Origin of the sequence: Enterobacter sp. Ap-1006 (assembly GCF_011752835.1) — a bacterium.
GTDB lineage: Bacteria > Pseudomonadota > Gammaproteobacteria > Enterobacterales > Enterobacteriaceae > Cedecea.
Genome location: NZ_VWWU01000005.1, coordinates 96,487 through 112,722, shown reverse-complemented (window position 1 = coordinate 112,722; position 16,236 = coordinate 96,487). Strand labels below are relative to the sequence as shown.

Below are 16,236 nucleotides of genomic sequence, written 5' to 3'. Positions count from 1 at the left end.
TGACCCTCACCCTACCCCTCTCCCTGAAAGGGAGAGGGGATAGATTGAATACTGCTTTACCCCGTTGTTTGCCCCCTCGCCCCTTTGGGGAGAGGGCCGGGGTGAGGGGAAATCACCCTTTTAGCGCCTGAACCCGGCTCAGCCAGCCGTTAACGCCTTCGTCGATCAGCGCTTCCGTAATCGTATTCGCCCCCTGAATAAGCGCAGGTGCCTGCCAGATCATACCGGTCTTATTCGCCATCGCGTGGAACGGCAGCAGCAGCTCTTCCACCGTGTAGCGGTTAGCACCTTCTGCACGATAAGCCTCCGCCTGGCCGCCCGTCGACGTCATGACCATCAGCTTTTTGCCGTGCAGCGCGGTGCCGTTAGTCCCGTAGGCAAAGCCAAAGGTTAGCACCTGATCCTGCCAGTCTTTGAGGATCGCCGGGGAGCTGTACCACCAGAACGGGAACATCAGCACAATCGCGTCATGTTCCACCAGCAGCGCCTGTTCACGCTCAACGTCAATCTGGTGATCCGGGTACTCACGCTTAAGTTCGTGCACGGTGACGCCTGCGATGCTTTTCAGGGCCGTAACACCAGCGCGGTTAATACGAGATTCTTCAGGGGCACGATGTGCCGCCAGCACTAATATTTTATTCATCTTTCAGACCTCATTTTTGGGATGAGGCTATCTTTTCAGATGACAGGGCTTACCTGTAGTCCATAACATGGCACATCTGTTTCAACCAAAGGTTACAAGTATGATGCTTTCCGCAGACGTTCATCGGCTCATTCCCGCTTTTTTGGCGGCGGCAGACTGCCAGAGTTTTTCCGAGGCAGCTCGTCAGCTGGGTATTACGCCCGCGGCGGTGAGCAAAAGCATACGTCAGCTTGAACTGCGGCTGGGCATCGTGCTCTTTGTGCGCAATACGCACTTTGTGGTGCTGACCGAAGAAGGGACTGCGCTGCGTGAAGAGGTCGCTCCGCTGTGGCAGGCGCTGAACCAGGCGCTGGTTAATCCGGGGGCGGAACCTTCGGGGCTGCTGCGCGTCAGCGTGATCCCTGGCTTTGGCCGCCACTGCCTGATGCCGATCCTGGCCGAATTCCAGCGGCGCTATCCGCTGATTCGCTTTGAGATGTCGATGGAAGCCCGCAGCGTCAACCTCATTGGCGAGCGCATTGACGTGGCCATCGGCCACCGCACGGTAAGAGATAGCCGCGTGGTGGCGCGCGAGCTGTATACCTCGAAAATGATTACGGCGGCGTCACCGGCCTATTTAGCTCAACACGGAACGCCACAAACGCCGGAAGATCTCGCGAAGCATCGCTGCCTCATCCACCGCAACTCCGGCACCGGGCGCCTTCAGCAATGGATGAATAACGAAACACTGTTTGATGAGCCTTCAGCCTGGTTTATCTCCACCTCGCCGGATTCTCTGATGGATGCCGCGCTGTCCGGCATGGGGATCGTTTATCTCGCCGACTGGTATCTCACCCGTCCCATCACCGAAGGCAAGTTAGTGCCGATTTTGCAGGGTTCAGCCCCCGAGCCGCAGCAGCTCTGGGTGAAGTATGCCGGAGGAAAAATCCCGCCAAAGACTCGGGTGTTTGTAGAATATTTATACGAAAAATTAATCGGATAATTTCCCTCCCATAGACAACGCCCGCCGTTTCTACCGCCCCCGATTTACTTTGTTCTGAATCAATAAAATCGCAAACATGTTTGATGCAAATCACTATATATAGAACTTAGAATGCATCCCGGCCCTACATGTTGTATTCATCGACTATTATAACGACAACGCCCTCAGGATAAGTTTGGGGATTATCTGTGGATAAAAAGGGCCAACTTTCGGGAAATTTTGACAGGACAACTGGCTACGAGCTCCCGGAGATCCCCCTACATTTGTGGATAACCTAAAAATAAACGGAGAAATCATGACACCGCATGTGATGAAAAGAGACGGGTGCAAGGTACCTTTCACTTCAGAGCGCATCAGAGAAGCCATTCTGCGTGCAGCTAAAGCAGCGGGAGTCGATGACGCGGGCTATTGCGCCACCGTCGCAGATATCGTCAGTCAGCAGATGGCCGGTCGCAGCCAGGTCGACATCGGCGAGATCCAGGTCGCCGTGGAAAACCAGCTCATGGCCGGAAACTACAAGCAGCTGGCGCGCGCCTATATTGAGTATCGCCATGACCGCGATATTGAGCGCGAGAAGCGTGGCCGCCTGAACCAGGAAATTCGTGGCCTGGTTGAGCAGACTAATTCCGCCCTGCTCAACGAAAACGCCAACAAAGACAGTAAAGTGATCCCCACCCAGCGCGACCTGCTGGCCGGGATCGTCGCCAAGCACTACGCCAAGCAGCACCTGCTGCCGCGCGACGTGGTGCTCGCGCACGAGCGCGGCGATATTCACTATCACGATCTAGACTACTCTCCGTTTTTCCCGATGTTCAACTGCATGCTTATCGATCTCAAAGGTATGCTGACCCACGGCTTTAAAATGGGTAACGCCGAGATCGAACCGCCAAAATCCATTTCTACCGCAACGGCGGTTACCGCGCAGATCATCGCCCAGGTTGCCAGCCATATTTACGGCGGAACCACCATCAACCGCATCGACGAAGTGCTGGCCCCGTTTGTGACCGAAAGCTTTAACAAGCACCGTAAAATTGCTGAAGAGTGGCAGATCCCTGACGCGGAGGGATATGCTCACTCCCGCACCGAGAAAGAGTGCTACGATGCCTTCCAGTCCCTTGAATACGAAGTGAATACCCTGCATACCGCCAACGGGCAGACGCCGTTTGTCACCTTTGGTTTTGGCCTCGGTACCAGCTGGGAGTCCCGCCTGATCCAGAAGTCTATTCTGCGCAATCGTATCGCCGGGCTGGGCAAAAACCGTAAAACCGCGGTGTTCCCAAAACTGGTCTTTGCGATCCGGGACGGCCTGAACCATAAGTTCGGCGACGCCAACTACGACATTAAGCAACTGGCGCTGGAATGCGCGTCCAAACGCATGTACCCGGACATTCTTAACTACGATCAGGTGGTGAAAGTCACCGGCTCGTTTAAAACGCCAATGGGCTGCCGCAGCTTCCTCGGCGTATACGAAGAAAACGGCGAGCAGATCCACGACGGGCGTAACAACCTCGGCGTGATCAGCCTGAACCTGCCGCGCATTGCGCTGGAAGCCAAAGGGGATGAAGCCACCTTCTGGAAACTGCTGGACGATCGCCTCCTGCTGGCACGTAAAGCGCTGATGACCCGCATTGCCCGCCTGGAAGGCGTCAAAGCCCGAGTGGCCCCGATCCTCTATATGGAAGGCGCCTGCGGCGTGCGCCTGAAGGCCGACGATGACGTGTCTGAGATCTTTAAAAATGGCCGGGCGTCTATTTCCCTGGGCTACATCGGCATCCACGAAACGGTGAACGCCCTGTTCGGTAACCAGCATGTGTACGACAGCGAAGCCCTGCGAGAAAAAGCCGTTGCTATCGTGGCTCGTCTGCGCGAGGCCACCGACAGCTGGAAGGCAGAAACCGGCTACGGCTTTAGCCTTTACAGCACGCCAAGTGAGAACCTGTGCGACCGCTTCTGTCGTCTGGATACCGCTGAGTTCGGCGTCGTGCCTGGCGTTACCGACAAAGGCTACTACACCAACAGCTTCCACCTGGACGTGGAGAAAAAGGTGAATCCTTACGACAAAATCGACTTCGAAGCACCTTACCCACCTCTGGCTAACGGCGGCTTCATTTGCTACGGCGAGTACCCGAACATCCAGCACAACCTGCGGGCGCTGGAAGATGTGTGGGATTACAGCTACAAGCACGTGCCTTACTACGGCACCAATACGCCAATCGATGAATGCTACGAGTGCGGCTACACCGGCGAGTTCGAATGTACCAGCAAGGGCTTTACCTGCCCGAAATGCGGTAACCACGATGCGGCGCGCGTGTCGGTTACCCGCCGCGTATGCGGTTATCTCGGCAGCCCGGACGCACGTCCGTTTAACGCCGGCAAGCAGGAAGAAGTTAAGCGTCGCGTTAAGCACCTGGGTAACGGGCAGATCGGTTAAGCCATAAAGCGAACTCCCCTCACCCTAACCCTCTCCCCTAAGGGGAGAAGGAACTGTCTGTGTAAATACTTAGGCCGCGCGCTGGTTTTCTCCCTTTCCCCTTAGGGGAGAGGGGACTGTCTATGTAAATACTTACGCCGCGAGCTGGTTTTCTCCCTCTCCCCTTAGGGGAGAGGGGACTGTCTATGTAAATACTTACGCCGCGAGCTGGTTTTCTCCCTCTCCTGTGGGAGAGGGCCGGGGTGAGGGCAATCAGGTCAGGCTTATGAATTATCATCAATACTACCCCGTCGACATCGTCAATGGCCCCGGCACTCGCTGCACGCTGTTTGTCTCAGGCTGCGTGCATGAATGCCCCGGCTGCTACAACAAAAGCACCTGGCGCGTGAATTCGGGCATGCCGTTTACCGCAGAAATGGCCGATCGCATTATTGCCGACCTGAACGACACCCGCGTTAAGCGCCAGGGAATCTCGCTTTCGGGCGGCGATCCGCTGCATCCGCAGAACGTGCCCGAGATTCTAAAGCTGGTGCAGCGCGTGCGTGCCGAATGCCCGGGCAAGGACATCTGGGTGTGGACGGGATATAAGATTGATGAACTGAACGCCGCACAGCAGGAAGTGGTAGCGTTAATCAACGTGCTGGTGGACGGCAAGTTTGTTCAGGATTTAAAAGACCCGGCGCTTATCTGGCGAGGCAGCAGTAACCAGGTCGTTCATCATCTGCGTTAAATCAGGCTTCCCGATAGCCGGCGGGAAGCTTCACTGCAGCACATCATAGCGGTGCACGTTTCCCCATTCACACATCATATCCAACACCGGGATCAGCGACTTACCACGCTCTGAAAGGCTGTACTCTACCTTGGGTGGAATTTGCGGATATTCGTTCCGGATAATCAACCCGTCATTCTCCAGTTCTTTCAGCGTCAGGCTCAGGGTTCTGAACGAAATAGTCTCAATGCTGCGCTTGAGCTCGTTGAAGCGAATCACCGGCTTATGCTCAGCCAGCGCATAGAGAATGATCATTTTATATTTCCCATTCACCAGCGACAGCGTGTAGGCAAAGCCCGTGTCGCCCATAAATGCGCAAGAATCCGGCACAGCCTTTTCGCTCATGACACTATCCTTTTGTATAGTACATATCAACAATGACAGTATTGTACTTTAATTTAAAGCTCCCTATGATGCAAACATCAAACAAACGATATTGGACAGCGACCTCAAGAGGAATTAACCATGAAGACGTTAATTGTTGTTATTCATCCGAATATTAATGAGTCTAAAATTAATAATCGCTGGGTAAGTGAATTAGAAAATCATCCAGCGTTATATACCGTCCACAATCTTTATCAGGCTTATCCAGATGGCGTTATTGATGTGGAGAGCGAGCAGAAACTGATTGAACAACACGATAAAATTATTCTGCAATTTCCGCTGTACTGGTTTAACAGCCCACCGTTGTTAAAGCAGTGGCTGGATGAGGTCTTTACCTATGGCTGGGCCTACGGCTCTACCAGCGGGCATAAGCTCAGAGGCCGTAAGTTCGCACTGGCGGTGAGTGCAGGCATCAAAGAGGAGGATTTTTCCCCTGACGGGCGTTATCAGCATTCGTTACAGGAAATACTTCTGCCGTTTGAAATGACCGCGAAATATGTCGAGGCGGATTATCAGCCCTTCTACGCATTTTATGGGGCTGAATATGAAGTTTCCGCGCAGCAGCTGGAAAATAGCGCCAAAGGATATATTGATTACCTGCAGTCCTTTTAATATTTAGCCTTTAATCCCTGGCAGTTATCTTCTCAAAAATTGTATTGAGCGGCATGCTTTAGCTATTAAAAAGCCACGTTACTACGTGGCTTTTATTTATAACAGCAACGTAAATAATGCCACATAAGCTGTCTGGAAAAATTACTCCACAGCAAAGTGCTGAGCCCGTTCTCGAAGTTCGGCAGAATTAACAATCGTTACTCCTTCACGAGCAGGGTTGAACGCTTCAAAAAGCAGGGCTTTTGCCACGTCCAGCGATTCAATGGCTTTGAGATTGCCGGGCAGCATTTTAAAAATCGGCAGCATGACGACTTCGTTTAAGCGACGGGTTTGGCGATGTCCCAGCAGCATTGAGGGGCGGGCAATAGTCAGACGCGGCCAGGTTTGCGCTATCAGCGTATCTTCCATTTCCCCCTTCACGCGGTTGTAGAAGTACGGCGAGCGGCTGTTCGCGCCCAGCGCGCTGACCACCAGCATCTGTTTTGCCCCAAGCCGCTGGCCCGTAAGAGCGGCGTCCACGACAAGTGTGTAATCGACCAGGATAAACGCCTCTTTGCTGCCGGCCTCGCGAAGCGTTGTACCCAGGCAGCAAAAGACCGTATCAACCGGTTCCGTGACCTGCGCGAACGCGTCTGACAGCTGTGGATCGTGTGGATTAACAACCTTGTTCAGCACTACCGGAAGCGGACGGCGGGTGGGTGCCACAATCGAGGTAACGCGCGAGTCCTGACTAAGCAGGCGGAGTAAATGGCCGCCCACAAGCCCCGTGGCGCCGACGATCAGAACACGACTCATACTGCCTCCTGAGAATGAATTTACTCGTCACGTAGCCAGTGTAGCTTTTTCCCGAAGCCGAGCGTGTTGTCCGTCATTTTTAGCTCATCCAGCCGAATTTCCCACATCGGGGCCGACATGACTTTGGCTATCGGGAAACGCTTCAGGTAGCGAATACGAAAGTCAGCCGCTTCTTCTGCCGCCAGCAGACGAATTTCCCCCCGGAACTGTACGCCCCGGATAAGCGCCACGGTTTTGGGCTGGCCGTTTATCGTCCCGGCGACCGGGGCCTGCTCCCCAATCAGCTCACCGTGGCGGGATGAAGTCTCGCTCAACAGATAAAAGGCCACGCGTTCAGGGTCGAAAATGTAAAACGCGTTCGCGCACCAAAGCGAGTGCCCACTGCCCACGCAGTAGCTGAGAACATGTTGTTTTGTCAGCCAGCGGCTGATGGCATTGAGTGATTCCATCGTCATCCTGAACAGTGTTACTCTGCGACAAATGTTAATTATGCGCCCGCCCTATGACTCCCTGGTATCTCTATTTAATTCGCTGCCCCGATAACCGCCTTTATACCGGCATCACCACCGACGTAGCTCGCCGCTTTGCCCAGCATCAGTCAGGGAAAGGAGCCAAGGCGCTGCGAGGCAAGGGGGAGCTGGATCTGGTATTTAGCCAGGTGGTGGGCAACCGGTCACTGGCGCTGCGGGCCGAATACCGAATTAAACAGTTGAGCAAGGCCGAGAAAGAGCGGCTGGTCGTGGGCAAGATAGCCCTTGAAGACCTGCTGACAAGCCTTCAAGGGGAAACTCGCTAAACGGTGTTGAAGTGGTCAGAATATTCTACCAGGCCACTGACGCCGTTCAGGGCATCATCCGCCAGCGGATGAACCTGGAATGCCGCTTCGGTGCCAGGCCAGCGGCAGCGCAGATCGTAACGGGCCGCAGGCTGGAAGCCAAGATGACCATACATCTCCGGCGAACCCAGCGTGACCACGGCGGCATAGCCAAACTCATTCAGAGAATCCAGCCCTTCGTATACCAGCTGTTTGGCAATGCCCTGCCCGCGAACCGACTCATCTACCGCCAGCGGTGCAAGCCCCACCCACTGCAGCTCTTCGCCTTCTACAGCGACCGGGCTAAAGGCCACGTAGCCAATCACCTGCCCTTCATCGTCGGTGGCGACGAGACCCAGCGTTAACAGCCCGTCTTCCCGCAGTGCTTTCACCAGCTCAGCTTCACCCTCACCTTCAAAGGAACGGCGCAGCAGCGCGTCGATGCCGGGTGCGTCAATGGGAATTTCTACACGAATTAACATGGCTCACCTATCGAATTACCTTCAGGGGCGGCGTTGTGTTTCAAACCCGCCTCAACAAAATCAGCCAGCTGTAATAGCAGGATGCGCAGCGGTTTAGGCATGGCGTCCAGCTCAATGGCATCCATTAGATTCTTCACATATAACCCGAGTTCCGTGTCGCCTTCAATGACCAGACGACGCTGGAAAAACAGGGTATCAGGATCCTGCTTGCGAGCGGCGATCAGCAACAGATCGTTGGCCTCAGCGCTAAAGCTCACATCTGCAGGTGCATCGTCGCACACCAGCAGCTTATTGTCCTCAACGGAAGTAAACCACTTCAGGCCCAGATCGCGCACTTCAATACTTAGCCAGCGGCCTGCCAGAAAGTCCAGCTCGCCATCCTGCAGCGCCTGACGGAACTGCCAGCCCAGCACCTGCTCCAGGACCTGACGCTTAACGGCAAAAGGGGTTAGCTTGACCGGAACCCGCAGCAAAGAAGGACCAGCCTGAACCAGGCGAGAACGCAGTTTATCGAACACGGGTTTAACTCCTTTAAAAGATTTGTCGCTATTTTGCCATAACGACAATTCCCGATGGCGCGCCAAATCAACAATTCCGCAGGTTGCTGCAGGGCCGAATTGGCGGCGGCTACACTAAGCAATACGCCTTTCTCTGCCCCAAATCAAAAATTGTCGCCGACAGGTTAACTAAAATCCCGGTTCGTTAACAATTATGCTGCCCGTCCCTGTGCAGCGCGGGCACGTATTCATGCCCCCTATGATTCAGGATAAAATATGGAGTTGCTTTGCCCGGCCGGAAACCTTCCGGCGTTGAAAGCGGCCATCGATAACGGTGCAGATGCGGTGTACATCGGCCTGAAAGATGATACCAATGCGCGTCATTTTGCCGGTCTTAATTTCACCGAGAAAAAGCTGCAGGAAGCCGTCAGCTACGTGCATCTTCGCGGCCGTAAGCTGCATATTGCCATCAATACTTTTGCCCACCCGGACGGCTACTCCCGCTGGCAGCGGGCAGTTGATATGGCCGCCCAACTGGGTGCCGATGCGCTGATCCTGGCAGATTTAGCCATGCTGGAATATGCCGCTGAGCGCTATCCACACATCGAGCGCCATGTATCGGTGCAGGCTTCGGCCACCAATGAAGAAGCGATCCGGTTCTATCATCGCCACTTCGATGTTGCCCGCGTGGTGCTCCCGCGCGTGCTTTCTATTCATCAGGTCAAACAGCTCGCTCGCGTCACGCCAGTACCGCTGGAAGTCTTCGCTTTTGGCAGCCTGTGCATTATGGCGGAAGGGCGTTGCTATCTTTCGTCTTACCTTACCGGCGAGTCGCCAAATACCGTGGGTGCCTGCTCCCCCGCTCGCTTTGTACGCTGGCAACAGACGTCCCAGGGCCTGGAGTCCCGTCTCAACGACGTGCTGATTGACCGCTATCAGGACGGCGAAAATGCGGGCTACCCCACTCTCTGCAAAGGGCGTTATCTGGTTGACGACAGGCCTTACCACGCGCTGGAAGAACCCACCAGCCTTAACACGCTCGAACTGCTGCCGGAGCTGCTCGCCGCCAATATTGCGTCGGTGAAAATCGAGGGCCGCCAGCGCAGTCCGGCTTATGTGACTCAGGTGGCAAAAGTCTGGCGCCAGGCTATCGATCGCTGTATGGCCGATCCCAAAGGCTACCAGGCCCAACCTACCTGGATGGAGACCCTGGGATCTATGGCCGAAGGCACGCAAACAACGCTTGGTGCCTATCACCGCAAATGGCAGTAGGGAAAAGCATGAAATATTCATTAGGGCCGGTGCTTTACTATTGGCCAAAAGAGACGCTGGAAAAGTTTTATCAGGCCGCGGCGAAAAGTCGGGCCGATGTGATTTACCTGGGCGAAGCGGTATGCAGCAAGCGCCGGGCAACCAAAGTTGGCGACTGGCTGGATATGGCGAAAATGCTCGCAGGCCAGGGCAAGCAGGTGGTGCTTTCCACGCTGGCGCTGGTGCAGGCTCCGTCAGAATTGGGGGAACTGAAGCGCTATGTAGAAAACGGCGACTTTCTGATTGAAGCCAATGATATCGGCAGCGTGAATATGGCCGCCGAACGCAAACTGCCGTTTGTCGCCGGGCATGCGCTCAACTGCTATAACGCCGTGACGCTGCGCCTGTTATTAAAACAGGGCATGACGCGCTGGTGTATGCCGGTCGAGCTTTCCCGCGACTGGCTAACCAATATGCTCCAGCAGTGCGATGAGCTCGGCATTCGTGACAAATTCGAAGTGGAAGTGCTGAGCTACGGCCATCTGCCGCTGGCTTATTCCGCCCGCTGCTTTACCGCCCGCTCCGAAGACCGCGCCAAGGACGAATGTGAAACTTGCTGCATTAAGTATCCGAACGGCCGGGATATGCGCTCTCAGGAGCAACAGCAGGTCTTTGTGCTGAACGGCATTCAAACCATGAGCGGCTATGTCTATAACCTCGGCAATGAGCTGACGTCGATGAAAGGGCTGGTGGATATTGTTCGCCTATCGCCGATGGGCTTAGGGACGCTGGATATTTTGAACGCTTTCCGCGCTAATGAAAACGGTAGCGCACCGCTGCCGCTGGCCAACCACAGCGACTGTAACGGCTACTGGCGACGCGTCGCCGGGCTGGAGCTCCAGGCCTGATAATAGCTCACTTTGTTAACAAATTTGGTCATCGTTTAATGCACTATTAAAGGTGCAGCTTTTCTGGCCGGCGCGGTATTCCTGCGCCAGGCTGGAAGAAGACCTTCAATCTGATGACTACGCTGTAACAAAAGTGAGCGGTTATGACTGACAAAAATGTTGCTTTCTCGGTGCTGGATTTAGCGCCGATCCCTCAAGGCTCCTCGGCGCAGGAGGCTTTTTCCCACTCTCTGGATCTCGCCCGGCTGGCTGAAAAGCGCGGCTACCACCGCTATTGGTTGGCGGAACACCACAATATGGTCGGTATTGCCAGCGCGGCAACCTCGGTACTGATTGGCTATCTGGCCGCGAATACTACCACCCTGCATTTAGGTTCCGGCGGCGTGATGCTGCCAAACCATTCCCCGCTGGTGATTGCCGAGCAGTTCGGTACCCTCAATGCGCTTTATCCGGGGCGTATCGATCTCGGGCTTGGCCGTGCGCCGGGCAGCGATCAGCCGACCATGAGGGCGCTGCGACGCCATATGAGCGGCGACGTGGATAACTTCCCCCGGGATGTTGCTGAGCTGGTGGACTGGTTTGACGCCCGCGATCCGAACCCGCATGTACGCCCCGTGCCGGGTTATGGCGAAAAGGTGCCGGTCTGGCTATTAGGCTCCAGCCTGTACGGCGCTCAACTGGCGGCACAGCTGGGCTTGCCGTTTGCTTTTGCCTCGCACTTTGCGCCAGACATGCTGTTCCGGGCGCTGCAGCTTTATCGCGAAAACTTCAAGCCGTCCGAGCGGCTGGCAAAACCTTACGCGATGGTCTGCATCAATATCGTGGCGGCAGACAGCACCCGCGATGCCGAGTTCCTGTTTACTTCCATGCAGCAGGCTTTTGTTCGCCTCCGTCGCGGTGAAACCGGGCAGCTTCCGCCACCGGTGGAGAATATGCATCAGCTTTGGTCTGCCTCTGAGCAATATGGGGTTCAGCAGGCACTGAGCATGTCTCTGGTGGGGGATAAAGCGAAGGTGCGCCACGGCCTGGAGTCCGTTCTGCGCGAAACTGAAGCGGATGAAATTATGGTTAACGGCCAGATTTTCGATCACCAGGCGCGCTTACATTCGTTCGATTTGGCCATGCAGGTGAAAGAAGAGCTTTTAGGCTAACGTGGTGTGGGGCCCTCTCAGCTCGGAGGGCCCGTTAGTATTTATTTATAAACCGGCAGGACGTCGAAGGTAGACAGGATGTGTACCAGCGCATTGCCCACGCCAAAGATCAGAATCAGGGCAATCATCGGCTTGCCACCCCAGACGCGGAATTTCGGGCTGCCAAAGCGTTTACGTGATTTTCTCGCCAGCAGCGCAGGGACAATGGCCGCCCAGATAGTCGCCGCCAGTCCCGCATAGCCAATCGCATACAGGAAGCCATTCGGCCATAGCAGGCCACCGACAATCGGCGGGACGAAAGTCAGCAGCGCCGTTTTCAAACGCCCCAGTGCGGAATCGTCAAACCCAAACAGGTCCGCCAGGTAATCGAACAACCCCAACGTGACGCCGAGGAATGAACTCGCCACCGCAAAGTTCGAGAACACCACCAGTAACAAATCCAGGCTTCGGCTGTTGAGCACGCCGCTCAGCGCCTGCACCAGCACGTCAATGTTGCCGCCCTTCTCCGCGATGCCAATAAACTCAGGGCGTGGAATATTCCCCATCGTTCCCAGCAGCCAGATGGTATACAGCCCCAGCGCCATCAGCGTGCCGTAAACCAGGCAGCGAATAATGGTGCGTGGATCTTTGCCGTAATACTTCATCAGGCTAGGTACATTGCCGTGATAGCCAAAAGAGGCCAGGCAGAACGGCAGCGTCATTAATAAATAGGGCGTGTAGGAGGCATTGCTCTCCGCCACATTAAATAGCGTTACTGGCGTGACGTGCCCAAGCAGGCTGCCGAAGGTCAGGAAGAAAGTAATGACTTTGGCACCAAGCACAATGGCCGTCATGCGGCTAACCGCTTTGGTACTCAGCCAGACGATAAACGCCACAGCCAGCGCAAAGGCCAGCCCCGCCAGACGAGCCGGCACATCCAGCGACATCTCTGAAAACGTATGATGCAGGATGGAGCCGCTGGCAGAAATATAGGCGTAAGTCAGGATATAAAGCACAAACGCAATCGACAGGCCGTTGATCGCGTTCCAGCCGCGCCCCAGCAGATCTTTAGTGATAGTGTCGAAGCTGGAGCCGATGCGGTAGTTTAGGTTCGCCTCCAGGATCATCAGCCCGGAATGCAGCATGCAGAACCAGGTGAAGACCAGCGCAGCCAGCGACCAAAAGAACCAGGCCCCCGACATCACCACCGGGAGCGAAAACATCCCTGCACCAATGATTGTCCCACCGATGATCATCACCCCGCCAATTAACGAAGGCTTTGTGCCGGGGGCGGTTAACGTTGTCATATCGAATCCCTGAAAAACTGAGCACGACGAAATTGTCTTATGTGGTTCATTGTACCAGTACATGAGTACAAAAGGGATAAAAAAAACCCCGATTGCAATAACCGGGGCTTTTATCACTGCCGTTTAAAAATAATACGGCAGATTATAGGTAAATTATGCATCACCGAAGCGACGGCGTGCGGTTGCAGCTCCGTCTTCGCGACGCGGGCCACGACCACCTTCACGGCGTTCACCGCTGAAGCTACGGCCAGCACCGGCACCAGCGCCTTCGCGACGTGGGCCACGACCGCCTTCACGACGCTCGCCGCCGAAGCCACGGCCACCGCCGTCACGACCGCCACGGCGTTCGCCACTGCGCTCTGGACGAGGCTGCGCGTCACCCAGCAGTTGCATATTCATCGGCTTGTTCAGAATACGAGTGCGGGTAAAGTGCTGCAGAACTTCACCCGGCATGCCTTTCGGCAGCTCAATGGTGGAGTGAGTCCCGAACAGTTTGATGTTACCGATGTAACGGCTGCTGATGTCGCCTTCGTTAGCGATAGCGCCAACGATGTGACGAACTTCAACCCCATCATCACGGCCCACTTCAATGCGGTACAGTTCCATATCGCCAGCATCACGACGTTCGCGACGCGGACGATCTTCACCACCACGCTCTGGACGGTCGCCACGCGGGCCACGGTCATTACGGTCGCCACGACGTTCGAAGCGATCGTCACGCTCTTTGAATTCGCGACGTGGGCGCATAGGTGCATCTGGTGGCAGAATCAGAGGACGTTCACCCTGAGCCATTTTCAGCAGTGCTGCAGCCAGCGTTTCGATGTCCAGCTCTTCTTCAGCGGAAGGCTGAATTTTTGCCAGCAGGCCACGGTACAGATCCAGATCGCTGCTTTCCAGCTGCTGCTGAACTTTAGCGGCGAATTTAGCCAGACGACGCTCACCCAGCAGATCTGCGTTTGGCAGTTCTACTTCAGGAATCGTCAGCTTCATGGTGCGTTCGATGTTGCGCAGCAGGCGACGCTCGCGGTTCTCAACGAACAGCAGCGCACGGCCAGCACGGCCAGCACGACCGGTACGGCCGATACGGTGAACGTAAGACTCGGAGTCCATCGGGATATCGTAGTTAACAACCAGGCTGATACGCTCCACGTCCAGGCCACGGGCCGCAACGTCGGTGGCGATCAGGATATCCAGACGACCATCTTTCAGGCGCTCCAGGGTCTGCTCACGCAGCGCCTGGTTCATGTCACCGTTCAGCGCGGCGCTGTTATAACCGCTACGCTCCAGCGCTTCAGCCACTTCCAGAGTAGCGTTTTTGGTACGAACGAAGATAATCGCCGCATCAAAGTCTTCTGCTTCCAGGAAACGAACCAGCGCTTCGTTTTTACGCATGCCATAAACAGACCAGAAGCTCTGGCTGATGTCCGGGCGAGTAGTCACGCTGGACTGAATGCGCACTTCCTGAGGATCTTTCATGAAGCGACGGGTAATACGACGAATCGCTTCCGGCATGGTGGCAGAGAACAGCGCGGTCTGATGTTCAGCCGGGATCTGCGCCATGATGGTTTCAACGTCTTCGATGAAGCCCATACGCAGCATTTCGTCCGCTTCGTCCAGGACCAGACCTTTCAGGCCGGACAGGTTCAGAGTGCCGCGTTTCAGGTGGTCAAGCAGACGCCCTGGGGTACCCACAACAATCTGTGGTCCCTGACGCAGAGCGCGCAGCTGCACGTCATAACGCTGACCGCCGTAAAGGGCAACAACGTTCACGCCGTGCATGTGTTTAGAGAAATCCGTCATGGCTTCAGCAACCTGAACCGCCAGTTCGCGGGTCGGGGCCAGCACCAGGATTTGCGGTGCTTTCAGCTCAGGATCGAGGTTGTTCAGCAGCGGCAGAGAGAACGCTGCGGTTTTACCACTACCGGTCTGGGCCATACCCAGAACGTCGCGGCCATTCAGCAGGTGTGGGATACACTCAGCCTGAATGGGTGATGGCTTTTCGTAGCCCAGATCGTTCAGGGCCTGAATGATGGAGGCGTGCAGCCCCAGATCAGAAAAAGTGGTTTCGATGATATCAGTCATGTAGTACATGTGCCTCGTTGATGGCGGCCAGTCTACGTAACTCATCGTGAAATTGATCTGCAATTTTCATTGAAAAGTGTGAACCGGCTCAAATTTGATTGATTAACGAACAAAAACGCCCTCACCCGTGAAGGTGATGACTTTAGTTAAAAAGTTTATGGGACGATCGTTGTTCGTCAGCTATTGCTGGTCCGATTCTGCCAGGTCGTCTTGCTCCTGGCCCAAGAGCGCTAATTCCAACAATGCATAACGATGCTCAACGTAGTTGTGTACGTTGTTAGCAACCGCTAACTTGAACAGTGCCTTGGCGCTGTCCTTATCCCCCAGACTTAGGTAGTACTTACCTAAATAGAAGTTGGTTTCACTGAGATGCTCAGCGAGCGAGGTGTTATCCGTTGCGTCCGCCTTGAGGCGTTCCATTAGCTCTTTTTCGCTAATGTTGCCCAGGTAGAACTCGACAATATTCCATCCCCATTGCTCTCTATCCGATTTCTCGAGACGCTGTTGTAGCGCCACTTTGGCCTGTTTTTCGTCCAAATTGCGTTCAGCAATATAGAGCCACAGGCTACGGAAAGGATCGTTGGGATCGTCTTGATAAAACGCCAGCAGATCATCTTGCGCTAAACGATAACGACCACCGTAATAGAGGGCGATACCGCGATTTAAGTGCGCGTAGTTGTAAGTTGGATCAAGCTCAAGTACAGAATCAAACGCTTCATAGGCAGCATCAAAATTGCCTGCCTGCGTTAAATAAATGCCTAAGTAATTGAATACTTCAGGCATATCGGGACGGATGGCCAGCGCTTGTGAAAAATCATTCCGCGCCAGAGCCCTCAGACCGAGGCTATCATACAACACTCCGCGCTCATATAAAAGCTGTGCGCGTTCGTCATCGGTTAAAGCCCGACTGGCAAGTATTTGTTCCATGCGTGCCAGAATCACTTCCTGCTGCAGCGTAGGCTGCAATGGCACCGCTAATACTTCGTTCTTACGCCAGGCAGAGTTGCTGCATCCGGCCAGCGTGATAGCTGTCGCAACGAAACACCAGCGCAAAAAAGGCTTCATTTCCTACTCCCGAAGACAACAAATGGATGAACGTCCTGTCCCCCGGCTGCAAACGAGACATCCTGTCCCGTAACAAACAGCTCT

General features: G+C 54.9%; 18 protein-coding genes. 8 read left to right on the top strand and 10 right to left on the bottom strand.

Annotation, left to right across the window (positions count from 1 at the left end; translation table 11 throughout):
• Positions 1-112: 112 nt before the first annotated feature.
• The gene (locus F3J28_RS16405) at positions 113-643 is read right to left on the bottom strand and encodes an NAD(P)H-dependent oxidoreductase (protein ID WP_008454730.1); all 531 of its coding nucleotides are present in this window, start codon (positions 641-643) and stop codon (positions 113-115) included.
• Between the two features lie 100 nt (positions 644-743).
• On the opposite strand from F3J28_RS16405, the gene F3J28_RS16400 reads away from it, so the two are divergent.
• The 3 genes from F3J28_RS16400 to nrdG all read left to right on the top strand — a co-directional run bounded on the left by F3J28_RS16400 (position 744) and on the right by nrdG (position 4,786).
• Complete coding sequence (locus F3J28_RS16400) at positions 744-1,625, top strand: LysR family transcriptional regulator (protein WP_166877821.1); 882 nt, start codon at positions 744-746, stop codon at positions 1,623-1,625.
• A 295-nt stretch (positions 1,626-1,920) separates the two neighbouring features.
• Positions 1,921-4,056, top strand: coding sequence for an anaerobic ribonucleoside-triphosphate reductase (gene nrdD / locus F3J28_RS16395; RefSeq protein WP_166877819.1), 2,136 nt, complete (start codon positions 1,921-1,923; stop codon positions 4,054-4,056).
• Between the two features lie 265 nt (positions 4,057-4,321).
• Positions 4,322-4,786, top strand: a complete 465-nt coding sequence (gene nrdG, locus F3J28_RS16390) for an anaerobic ribonucleoside-triphosphate reductase-activating protein (protein WP_166877817.1) — start codon at positions 4,322-4,324, stop codon at positions 4,784-4,786.
• Positions 4,787-4,816: 30 nt separating this feature from the next.
• On the opposite strand, the gene F3J28_RS16385 is transcribed toward nrdG, so the two are convergent.
• The gene (locus F3J28_RS16385; RefSeq protein WP_166877814.1) at positions 4,817-5,170 is read right to left on the bottom strand and encodes a winged helix-turn-helix transcriptional regulator; all 354 of its coding nucleotides are present in this window, start codon (positions 5,168-5,170) and stop codon (positions 4,817-4,819) included.
• A gap of 120 nt (positions 5,171-5,290) precedes the next feature.
• On the opposite strand from F3J28_RS16385, the gene F3J28_RS16380 reads away from it, so the two are divergent.
• Positions 5,291-5,821 carry an NAD(P)H-dependent oxidoreductase gene (locus F3J28_RS16380; RefSeq protein ID WP_166877812.1) on the top strand — a complete coding sequence of 177 codons (531 nt, stop codon included), beginning with the start codon at positions 5,291-5,293 and terminating at the stop codon, positions 5,819-5,821.
• A 141-nt stretch (positions 5,822-5,962) separates the two neighbouring features.
• Here the strand turns inward: F3J28_RS16380 and F3J28_RS16375 are convergent, their stop codons facing one another.
• Both F3J28_RS16375 and F3J28_RS16370 read right to left on the bottom strand, forming a co-directional pair.
• Positions 5,963-6,616, bottom strand: coding sequence for an NAD(P)H-binding protein (locus tag F3J28_RS16375; RefSeq protein WP_166877809.1), 654 nt, complete (start codon positions 6,614-6,616; stop codon positions 5,963-5,965).
• A 20-nt stretch (positions 6,617-6,636) separates the two neighbouring features.
• A complete protein-coding gene (locus tag F3J28_RS16370; protein WP_039298129.1) occupies positions 6,637-7,065 on the bottom strand; it encodes a YhbP family protein in 429 nt (142 codons plus the stop codon).
• 53 nt (positions 7,066-7,118) lie between these two features.
• Between F3J28_RS16370 and F3J28_RS16365 the strand changes: the two genes are divergently transcribed.
• Complete coding sequence (locus tag F3J28_RS16365) at positions 7,119-7,412, top strand: GIY-YIG nuclease family protein (RefSeq protein WP_166877804.1); 294 nt, start codon at positions 7,119-7,121, stop codon at positions 7,410-7,412.
• Here F3J28_RS16365 and F3J28_RS16360 read toward each other — a convergent pair.
• Both F3J28_RS16360 and ubiT read right to left on the bottom strand, forming a co-directional pair.
• Complete coding sequence (locus F3J28_RS16360; RefSeq protein ID WP_008454760.1) at positions 7,409-7,912, bottom strand: GNAT family N-acetyltransferase; 504 nt, start codon at positions 7,910-7,912, stop codon at positions 7,409-7,411. The genes F3J28_RS16365 and F3J28_RS16360 overlap by 4 nt on opposite strands.
• A complete protein-coding gene (gene ubiT / locus F3J28_RS16355) occupies positions 7,906-8,430 on the bottom strand; it encodes a ubiquinone anaerobic biosynthesis accessory factor UbiT (RefSeq protein WP_039288056.1) in 525 nt (174 codons plus the stop codon). Before ubiT ends, F3J28_RS16360 begins: the two co-directional genes overlap by 7 nt.
• A gap of 255 nt (positions 8,431-8,685) precedes the next feature.
• Here ubiT and ubiU point away from each other — a divergent pair, with 255 nt between their 5' ends.
• The 3 genes from ubiU to F3J28_RS16340 all read left to right on the top strand — a co-directional run bounded on the left by ubiU (position 8,686) and on the right by F3J28_RS16340 (position 11,719).
• Entirely contained in the window at positions 8,686-9,681 is a 996-nt protein-coding gene (gene ubiU / locus F3J28_RS16350; RefSeq protein ID WP_008454763.1) for a ubiquinone anaerobic biosynthesis protein UbiU, read from the top strand.
• A gap of 8 nt (positions 9,682-9,689) precedes the next feature.
• Positions 9,690-10,568: a U32 family peptidase gene (locus F3J28_RS16345; protein WP_502706910.1), complete on the top strand. Its 879-nt coding sequence runs from the start codon at positions 9,690-9,692 to the stop codon at positions 10,566-10,568.
• Between the two features lie 143 nt (positions 10,569-10,711).
• A complete protein-coding gene (locus tag F3J28_RS16340; protein WP_008454765.1) occupies positions 10,712-11,719 on the top strand; it encodes a luciferase-like monooxygenase in 1,008 nt (335 codons plus the stop codon).
• Positions 11,720-11,760: 41 nt separating this feature from the next.
• Here F3J28_RS16340 and mtr read toward each other — a convergent pair whose 3' ends face one another.
• The 4 genes from mtr to nlpI form a co-directional block, all read right to left on the bottom strand.
• Entirely contained in the window at positions 11,761-13,005 is a 1,245-nt protein-coding gene (mtr, locus tag F3J28_RS16335) for a tryptophan permease (protein ID WP_166877798.1), read from the bottom strand.
• A 153-nt stretch (positions 13,006-13,158) separates the two neighbouring features.
• Positions 13,159-15,087 carry a DEAD/DEAH family ATP-dependent RNA helicase gene (locus tag F3J28_RS16330; protein WP_008454769.1) on the bottom strand — a complete coding sequence of 643 codons (1,929 nt, stop codon included), beginning with the start codon at positions 15,085-15,087 and terminating at the stop codon, positions 13,159-13,161.
• The gene (yrbN, locus tag F3J28_RS16325) at positions 15,080-15,157 is read right to left on the bottom strand and encodes a protein YrbN (RefSeq protein WP_099458804.1); all 78 of its coding nucleotides are present in this window, start codon (positions 15,155-15,157) and stop codon (positions 15,080-15,082) included. Before yrbN ends, F3J28_RS16330 begins: the two co-directional genes overlap by 8 nt.
• 110 nt (positions 15,158-15,267) lie before the next feature.
• Complete coding sequence (gene nlpI / locus F3J28_RS16320) at positions 15,268-16,152, bottom strand: lipoprotein NlpI (protein WP_008454770.1); 885 nt, start codon at positions 16,150-16,152, stop codon at positions 15,268-15,270.
• Positions 16,153-16,236: the final 84 nt, after the last annotated feature.

Coding starts and splice junctions, on each gene's coding strand:
- nrdG (WP_166877817.1), top strand. CDS start 4,322: ATGAATTATCATCAATACTACCCCGTCGACATCGTCAATGGCCCCGGC.
- F3J28_RS16340 (WP_008454765.1), top strand. CDS start 10,712: ATGACTGACAAAAATGTTGCTTTCTCGGTGCTGGATTTAGCGCCGATC.
- F3J28_RS16375 (WP_166877809.1), bottom strand. CDS start 6,616: ATGAGTCGTGTTCTGATCGTCGGCGCCACGGGGCTTGTGGGCGGCCAT.
- ubiU (WP_008454763.1), top strand. CDS start 8,686: ATGGAGTTGCTTTGCCCGGCCGGAAACCTTCCGGCGTTGAAAGCGGCC.
- F3J28_RS16360 (WP_008454760.1), bottom strand. CDS start 7,912: ATGTTAATTCGTGTAGAAATTCCCATTGACGCACCCGGCATCGACGCG.
- F3J28_RS16400 (WP_166877821.1), top strand. CDS start 744: ATGATGCTTTCCGCAGACGTTCATCGGCTCATTCCCGCTTTTTTGGCG.
- yrbN (WP_099458804.1), bottom strand. CDS start 15,157: ATGAAAATTGCAGATCAATTTCACGATGAGTTACGTAGACTGGCCGCC.
- F3J28_RS16380 (WP_166877812.1), top strand. CDS start 5,291: ATGAAGACGTTAATTGTTGTTATTCATCCGAATATTAATGAGTCTAAA.
- F3J28_RS16345 (WP_502706910.1), top strand. CDS start 9,690: ATGAAATATTCATTAGGGCCGGTGCTTTACTATTGGCCAAAAGAGACG.
- F3J28_RS16370 (WP_039298129.1), bottom strand. CDS start 7,065: ATGGAATCACTCAATGCCATCAGCCGCTGGCTGACAAAACAACATGTT.
- nlpI (WP_008454770.1), bottom strand. CDS start 16,152: ATGAAGCCTTTTTTGCGCTGGTGTTTCGTTGCGACAGCTATCACGCTG.
- mtr (WP_166877798.1), bottom strand. CDS start 13,005: ATGACAACGTTAACCGCCCCCGGCACAAAGCCTTCGTTAATTGGCGGG.
- F3J28_RS16405 (WP_008454730.1), bottom strand. CDS start 643: ATGAATAAAATATTAGTGCTGGCGGCACATCGTGCCCCTGAAGAATCT.
- F3J28_RS16365 (WP_166877804.1), top strand. CDS start 7,119: ATGACTCCCTGGTATCTCTATTTAATTCGCTGCCCCGATAACCGCCTT.
- F3J28_RS16330 (WP_008454769.1), bottom strand. CDS start 15,087: ATGACTGATATCATCGAAACCACTTTTTCTGATCTGGGGCTGCACGCC.
- F3J28_RS16385 (WP_166877814.1), bottom strand. CDS start 5,170: ATGAGCGAAAAGGCTGTGCCGGATTCTTGCGCATTTATGGGCGACACG.
- nrdD (WP_166877819.1), top strand. CDS start 1,921: ATGACACCGCATGTGATGAAAAGAGACGGGTGCAAGGTACCTTTCACT.